This is a genomic window from Malikia granosa (genome assembly GCF_002980595.1).
GTDB lineage: Bacteria > Pseudomonadota > Gammaproteobacteria > Burkholderiales > Burkholderiaceae_C > Malikia > Malikia granosa.
This window is the reverse complement of sequence record NZ_PVLQ01000059.1, coordinates 1-7,456: the sequence shown is the minus strand read 5'-3', so window position 1 is coordinate 7,456 and position 7,456 is coordinate 1. Positions and strand designations below refer to the sequence as shown.

Sequence of the window (7,456 nt, the reverse complement as noted above, 5' to 3'; positions counted from 1 at the left end):
TGGGGGGGGCTGAATAGTTACTCCTGGTGAGCGTTGCGCCAAACTGGCAGCCAGCGGCGCTCAACGGCCGAAAGAGATCGAATAACCCCAGGCGTCGAGCCGGTCCGGGATCGCGTTGAAGGCCAGGGTCACGCGCAGCCCACCGCGGTTGACGGGCACTTCGTGCAGCAGGGAGCTGGGAAACAGCACCAGGTCACCCGGCGCCGGATCGGGGCCGCGCCACTTTTCGGCATTGAAGGGCCCGACCGCCGCCTTGGCATGGGTATTGGCAAACACATAGCCCTGCCCGCCCAGGCTGCGGATGAACAGGGTGTTGGAAGCCGGATGGCAGTCGCTCAAGTAGAGCACGCCCGAGACGAAGGAATTCGCATGGGTGTGGATGGCCTGGCGGCCACCGGTCTGCATCACGTTGAGCCACATCTCCTTGATCGTCCAGCTCAGCGACTGGCCGAACAGATGGGTGCCGAACTCGGCCAGGTGCGGCGCCAGGCGGGCGCTCAGGTCGGCCAGCAGCGGATCGGCATCCGCCGCCAGGATCTGCGAATGCGACAGCTCGCCCGAATGGTGGTTGAGCTGTCCGGCAGCCGGCACGAAGCGCTGCCGGAACGCACGCACGCCGCTGTCGTCGAGCACCCGCGGCACGCGCATGACCGGGGTTGGAAAGAGCTCGAACAGGTCGCTCATCTCGCCCCCCGGATCAGGACATGATGGCGGCCAGCCGCGCGATCGACCAGTAGGCCGCGATGCCGCCGGTCGCATAGAGCAGCGGCTGCCTGAGCCGGCTGGCGCGCAGCCAGCGGCCAGCCAGCAGCATCAGCAGCCAGCAGGCCAGCACGACCAGCAGCTGGCCGATCTCGACGCCGAGGTTGAAGGTCAGCAGCGCGACGCTGAAATGCTGCTCGGGCAGGCCGATCGCACGCAGGGCGCCGGCAAAGCCCAGGCCATGCACCAGCCCGAACAGGAAGGCCACCAGCGAGGGCCAGCGCCGGGCCAGGGTCTCGCGCTGGCGCAGCGCCTCGCCGCAGACCAGCAGGATGGACAGCGCGATCGAGGCCTCGACCGGCGCCGAGCGCAGCGTCAGCCAGCCCAGCGCACTGGCGCCCAGGGTCAGGCTGTGCGCCACGGTGAAGGCGGTGATGGTCATGACCAGGCGACGCTGGAAACCGACCAGCATCAGCAGGCTGATCACGAACAGCAGATGGTCGTAGCCCGACAGGATATGCTGGACCCCGAGCACCGTGTAGGCGGAGGCGATCTCGCCGGCGCCGCGCTCGTCCTTGGCGCCGCCGAACAGGCGGGTCTGCGGCTGGTTCGAGGTCAGCGTGATGACCTGGCTCTCGCCGCTGCGCCAGTGCACGCGCAGCAGCACGGCCGAATAAACCTTGCCCAGGCCCTCGACCGCCAGCTGGCCGTAGAGGCCTTGCGGGCCGCAGCGCACCGACTGGCCCGCGACCTCGCAGCCCTCGGGCCAGCGCAAGCTCAGGTCCTCGGACACCGGGGTCACCTTGGCCGGCACGCCCCAGGCATAGAAATAGTCGCCGGCCGCCGACTCCCGCACCGTCAGCTCGGCAATGGTCATCTCGTGGGCCTGGACCGGGTTCAGCCCCAGGCCGGCACAGAGCAGCAGCAGGCAGCCCAGCAGGCGGGCCACCAGACGCGAACGCAACAGGCTGGCAGTCATGACGGCAGGCTCTCCTGGCGGATCTTGTACTTCTTGCCCATCTCGCGGATCAGCTCCTTGCTGCGCTGCGAGCTCATCTCGTCCTTCCAGTCCTGGTAGACCTTGACCTTGACCGCCTCGAAGTCGGCGGCGACCGCCGGCTTGAGGGTTTCGAGCTGGATCACGCGTGGTCCGTCATTGCTGACCAGGACCTGCCATTGGCCGGGCTTGAGCTGCTCGATCGCCTCGGTGAAGTCCTTGCCGTAGCTCTGCAGCAGGTTGGAGCGCGGACGGTCGCGGAACACGCGCAGGCTGCTCTCGATGCCGGGCTCGTCCTGCTTGCCGTTGAGCGCGGCCGCGAAGCGCTGCATGGCCTCGAGCTGGGTGTCCGACGGCACGGCGGCTTCCAGGAAATCGAAGCGGGCCGGCGTGTCGTAGCGGTCGCGGTTCGACTCGAACCAGGCCTTGAGGCCGGCCTCGTCGATCTCGGGCAGCACGATGCCGGCCTGGGTCACGCTCAGGGTCTTGAAGATCACGCGGTCGCGGATGCCCGAGTCGCCGCGGTCCAGGCCCAGTTGCAGGCCCTCGCGGTAGAGGATCTCGTTGTCGACCCAGCGGTCGAGCAGCACCTTGAGTTCCTCCGGCTTGGGCTCGCGCTTCATGCCGGCCTCGAAGATCTGCTTGGCTTCCTGCTGGACCTGGGCCGTCACGACGATGTCGCGCGAGCTGCTGCTGTCGGCATTGAGCCATTGGTCGATGCCGAAAACGGCGGCGCCCAGGATCAGGAAATGCAGCAAGGGCTCGCGCAGCGCCGTCTGCAGTCGGGTGGAATTCACTGATGTCGATTTCATTCAGGGACCGATGGATGATGGGATTGAAGAACAGTCGATGGCTTGAGCAAGAAAGCGCTGACCTGCCTCAGGAACGCAGGGCTGGCGCCCGTGGCTGCAGGCGCGCGAGCTCGCGCAGCAGTTCGTCGGCCCGGCCGGGATCGCGCGCCGAGACAGCGGCGGCCAGCGCGCGCAGGGTATCGGCAGCGGGCCGGAATTCGGGGCTGTCGCGCAGCAGGCCGAGCAGCGGCTGCTGCAGCCGGTCCAGCATCGCGGCGGGGTCCGGACTGGGAGCCGTCGCCATACCGAGCTCGAGGTAGCGCCGCCTCACGTCCCAGTAGCGCTGCAGGCGCTGCTCGAAGACGGGGTCGGCGGACTGCAGCCAGTCGCCGGGCTCGACGCGCCAGCTCGAGATCAGCTCGTGCAGCCGCTCGCGCGGCTGGCTGGCCGGGGCATAGGTGGCCCAGGGCGCACGGTGCGTCACGAAGGGGCGGTCGTCGCTGTTGACCGCGGCGCCCTGGGCAAAGCGCTGCAGGCTGCGGCTGTCGGCCAGGGCCGCGCCGAGCAGGTCGAACTCGTCCGCCAGACCGGCGCTGCCGAGCAGCTGGCGCAGTTCGGGCTGGGGCGGCGCCAGGCGGGCACGCAGGGCCCCGAGCTCGAAGCGCGGCATGTCGGGCCTGGCCACCAGGCCGAGCACCGGGGTGTCCAGGCTGTTGCTGACCAGCACCGCCCGGCCCTCGGGAAAGACCTCCAGGTAGGCCGCGACGATGCTGCGCAGCGTCTCGACTTCCATCTGGTGCAAGGCCAGCCACTGGCAGAACAGGCCACCGGGCGCCAGCCGCTCGCGCACGGCGGCGAAATGCTCGCGCGTGTAGAGGGCGCCGGCACCGCTGCGCGCCGGATGGAACAGGTCGGCGATCACCACGTCATAGCGCTGCGGCGCCGCCAGCACATAGCGGCGCGCGTCGGCTGCCACCGCATGCACCCGCTCCAGCCCAGCCTGGCCGGCAGGCTGGCCATTGGGCGAGCGGGCAAACAGCGGCGCGGCCTCGATCACCTCGGGCAGCAGCTCGACGCCATCGACCTGCAGGCCCGGATCGCGCGCCGCGACCTGCACCGTGTAGCCGGTGCCCAGCCCCAGGAACAAGGCCCGCTGCGGCTTCGGATGCAGCTGCAGCGGCAGCAGGGCCAGCCGTCGCTCGATCGCGCCGCTGGCGCTGCTGCCTTCCTGGACCCGGTTGTTGATGTGCAGGCGCGCCACGCCCCTGCCGTCCTCGACCACGCTGACCGCCGCCATCACGCCATCGCGATAGCTCAGCACCCGGCCGCCCGGCGGCAGGTCGACGAAGCGCAGCGCGGGCGTGAATGCCGCCATCAGCAGCCACAGCACCAGCGGCAGCCAGAAGCCGCTGCCGCGGCGCCACAGGCCCGGCATCAGCGCCAGATAGCCGGCAGCAATCAGCAGCAGCGCGCCACGCGCGCCCAGCAGCGGAATCAGCCAGACACCGACCAGCCAGGGCGCCAGGGCCGCGGCGGCGGTATTGACCGCCAGCGCGCCGCCCAGCGTCATCTGGCTGGCACGGGCCTGGTGGCAGAGCTGGGCGAACAGCACCCCCATGACCCAGGTCGGCGGCCCCATGGCAACGGCCGCCGCCAATGCCTCGCCCGCCAGCGCCGACGCCGCACCAGGACCGAACCAGCGCGCGGGCAGGACCAGCAGGCGATCGGCCGCCCACAGGCTCAGGCCACCGGCCAGCGTGGCCAGTACCAGCCAGCCGAGCAGGCGTGCCAGGCCAGCCTGGCCGGCGCCGAGCCGGGCCCGGGCCCGCTGGTGCCAGCCAGCCCCGGCCGCCGTGCCGAGCAGATAGACCGCCAGCAGCAGCGCATAGCTGTAGACCGTGTTCTCGGTCACCTGGCTCAACACCCGGACCGCGAGCACCTCGTAGCCGATGCCGAGCCAGCCCGATCCGGCCAACAACAGCCACAGATGCCGCCGGCCGACTTCAGCCCCGGCAGCTGCAGCGGCCACCGGCGGGACGGTTGCCGCCTGGGCACCGGCACTGTGCTGGCCCGGCTTCAAGGCCAGCGCGGACAAGGCACAGACCAGGTTGAGCGCCGCGCAGGCCATGGCCGTGGCCTGCAGGCCCAGTTGCGGAATCGCGATGAAGACGACACCCAGCGTGCCGAGCACGGCACCCAGGGTATTGGCCGAATAGAGGGCGCTCAGCAAGGAGGCACCCGTGCTGCGCCAGCAGCGCTCGAGCGCGGGCAAGGTGGCGCCCATGGCCGCCGTGACCGGCAACAGCAACAGCAGGGGCAGGAAAAAGGCCAGGCCCCAATGGCGCCAGGCCGAGGGCTCGGCACCGATCAGCCGGCCCAGGCCTGGCGTCAGCACCGGCAGCAGCAGGCTCAAGCCCAGGCCCCAGAACGCGATCAGCAGCTCCAGGCCACCATACCAGAGCGCCGGCCGGGCCGAACGCTCGATGACCCGGCGCAGGGCCCAGGCCCCGATGGCCAGGCCGCCAAAGAAGGCGCCCAGCACCGCCAGCACCGCCACGATCTCGTGGCCCAGGCTGTTGGACAACTGCTGGGTCCAGATGAACTGCCAGGCCAGGCCGCAGGCGCCCGATGCCAGGGCCAGCAGCAGGCCGGCCAGCTGCCTGCCACCGACGGGGACTGCCGGCAGCGCAACACGGGAAACACCCGCAAGACTAGTCATGAATTCAAGAAGCAAAGGGAAGACCGGCGCCAGGCGCCGGTCGGGTAAAACTGGTCCGATCTGTCCTGGTGGCCAGATCGGACCAGCAGCTCAGGCCCGCTAAGGAGACTGGCTTACTTGACGCCAGCGACCTTGACGCCGTTGATGACCTCAACGAAGACCGGATTGCTGTAGAACCACAGGTCAGACCAGGCCGCGACGTCGAAGCTCGAATACTTCACGCCAGCCACGGTGCGCATGTGCGCCGGGCAGGCTGCATCGGCGCAGGGGACGTTGCCCTTGACGGTCTGGTCGACCGGGCTGACTTCCCAGTCGGACAGCGGATTGCCCTGGGCATCGGTCTCGAACGGGGTCGCAGCCGGCAGGTTGGTGCCGCGCAGGCGCATGTACTGCGAAGCCTTGACGGCCGGGACGCGGTAGCTCATGGTGCGCACGCCATCGTTGCCTGCGGTCCAGTTGGTCTTGTTGAAGACCTTCAGGATCTTGGTCGACTTGTTGCTGGCAGCGTCGGAACCGATCGGGCCGGCATAGCGCGCGGTGTCGCTGGGCGAGACATAGCCAGTCACCAGGCCGCCGATCAGGTCGATGTGGTCGAGTTCCGGCTTGTCCAGCGGCTGGGTGATGCCGACTTGCTTGAGCGAGGGGTTGGGGAAGCTGTAGGGCGAGTTGTTCTTGCCCTGCGGGTCGCGTACCGCCACGGCGACGATCAGGTCGGCACCCGGACGGGCAACCAGCTTCTCGCCCATGGTGGCGCAACCGTCGATGCGCACTTCGCCCTTGTTGGCGATGGCATTGGCGGCAGCCTTCTCGACCAGGGCCTGGTTGGCCTTGAACGGCAGGCCCGGGTTGGCGGTGCAGACCACGAAGGACAGGCGGTCGATCACGTCGCCGTTGGCGACATAGCTGTTGCCGCTGCGCAGGCCGTCGATGATGCCCTCGGCCGTCAGGTCGCCCTTGCCCTTGCGCACCATGACATGGTCCTTGGTGTATTCGCCCGGGAAGAAGTCCGAGTTGGTCTCGCGCTGGTCGGCACCGAAGCTGCCGCGGTTGTGGTAGTCAGAGCTCGCGAAGAACCACCAGTTGCGGCCTTCACCCAGCAGGGCATCCCAGACGCCGCCGACCAGGCCGGCATAGGCGCCAGAGCCGCCGAAGGTACCGCCGCCAGCGGCGCCGGTGCCATAGCCGCCGCGGTCTTCCTGTGCCTGGTGACCAGGCATGGACTCGAAACCGAAGGCGATGCGCGGAGCCGCGTTGTTGAAGTTGCGCAGGTGCTCGATGTTGAAGCCGCGGTTGCCCGTCGGGCTGTAGACGCCGGCGCGCTCGAGGTGGGCGGGCACGTAGAAGCTGGTGTTGGGCGCCTTCTCGTTCATCCACTTGACGGCCTCGACCGACTTGATGTGGCCGAGGTCAGGGTTGGCCGCGCTGTTGCCGCCACCGAGGTTGCCGGCCTTGGCGATCTTGCGCGAGACCGGATCGATCAGGTTGTTGTTCGGGCTGCCGGCGACCGAGCAGTCCCACTGGTTCTCGGCACCGCGGCTGGTGTCGGTGTCGCTGCGGTCGAAGCAGTACTCGAACTGGGCCATCAGGTTGGCATTGCCGTTGCCGGTCTTGGGCCAGGGCAGCTGGCCGGTCAGGATGGTGGTCGAGGTGTGCTCGTGGCCCGGGTTGTTGGTCTCGAGGCCGATCCAGACCGGCTTGTTGTGCTTGCGGCTCTCGGCTTCCAGCACCGGGTACTGGAATTCCTTGATTTCCTGCCAGCGCCACATGCGCTTCGGGTTCGCGGTGCCGTCGCCCTTGATGTCAGCGACGCCATTGGGCAGGGTGCTCTGCCAGCTCTGGTTCGGACCCTTGCCGGTGCTGGCCGGCTGGCCGCCGGAGGGATAGGTCACGGTGCCGCCATAGGGGCCGGTCGAGCTGTTGCTCAGGCCCAGGGCCGGTGCCACCGGCTCGAACGGGTCTTCGCGCAGGGTGCAGTTGCGCGCGCTGCTGCCGCCGTGGTCGGCCTGGACGAACCAGTCCAGGCTGTAGGCATTGACCGAACGGTCGACCAGGCGCTGCAGCGACAGGGCACCGTCGGAGCAGGTGGTGTGGTTGTGGAAGTCACCGGAGACATAGGTGCCGGCCGGCTTGGTGGCGGCCTTCTCGGCAGCGACGGCGGGAACGATGACGCTCATGGCCGCGCACAGGGCGGAGGCAGCCAGGGCAACGTCGCGCAGGGTGTTCTGATTAGCAGGCCGTTGAAAAATA

Annotated in this window: 5 protein-coding genes; all 5 read right to left on the bottom strand. The window is 69.0% G+C overall.

The features are described 5' to 3' along the window. Positions 1-60 precede the first annotated feature (60 nt). Positions 61-684, bottom strand: a complete 624-nt coding sequence (locus tag C6P64_RS13505; RefSeq protein WP_105749082.1) for a TIGR02466 family protein — start codon at positions 682-684, stop codon at positions 61-63. A 13-nt stretch (positions 685-697) separates the two neighbouring features. Then, entirely contained in the window at positions 698-1,681 is a 984-nt protein-coding gene (locus tag C6P64_RS13500; protein ID WP_105749081.1) for a HupE/UreJ family protein, read from the bottom strand. Then, positions 1,678-2,496 (bottom strand): peptidyl-prolyl cis-trans isomerase, encoded by an 819-nt coding sequence (locus tag C6P64_RS13495; protein ID WP_170073106.1) that lies wholly within the window; start codon positions 2,494-2,496, stop codon positions 1,678-1,680. The genes C6P64_RS13500 and C6P64_RS13495 overlap by 4 nt, the downstream gene beginning before the upstream one ends. An 82-nt stretch (positions 2,497-2,578) precedes the next feature. Continuing rightward, a complete protein-coding gene (locus C6P64_RS13490; RefSeq protein ID WP_105749079.1) occupies positions 2,579-5,209 on the bottom strand; it encodes a fused MFS/spermidine synthase in 2,631 nt (876 codons plus the stop codon). 113 nt (positions 5,210-5,322) lie between these two features. Continuing rightward, the gene (locus C6P64_RS13485; protein WP_211296850.1) at positions 5,323-7,383 is read right to left on the bottom strand and encodes a hypothetical protein; all 2,061 of its coding nucleotides are present in this window, start codon (positions 7,381-7,383) and stop codon (positions 5,323-5,325) included. Positions 7,384-7,456 lie beyond the last annotated feature (73 nt).

Coding starts and splice junctions, on each gene's coding strand:
- C6P64_RS13505 (WP_105749082.1), bottom strand. CDS start 684: ATGAGCGACCTGTTCGAGCTCTTTCCAACCCCGGTCATGCGCGTGCCG.
- C6P64_RS13500 (WP_105749081.1), bottom strand. CDS start 1,681: ATGACTGCCAGCCTGTTGCGTTCGCGTCTGGTGGCCCGCCTGCTGGGC.
- C6P64_RS13490 (WP_105749079.1), bottom strand. CDS start 5,209: ATGACTAGTCTTGCGGGTGTTTCCCGTGTTGCGCTGCCGGCAGTCCCC.
- C6P64_RS13485 (WP_211296850.1), bottom strand. CDS start 7,383: ATGAGCGTCATCGTTCCCGCCGTCGCTGCCGAGAAGGCCGCCACCAAG.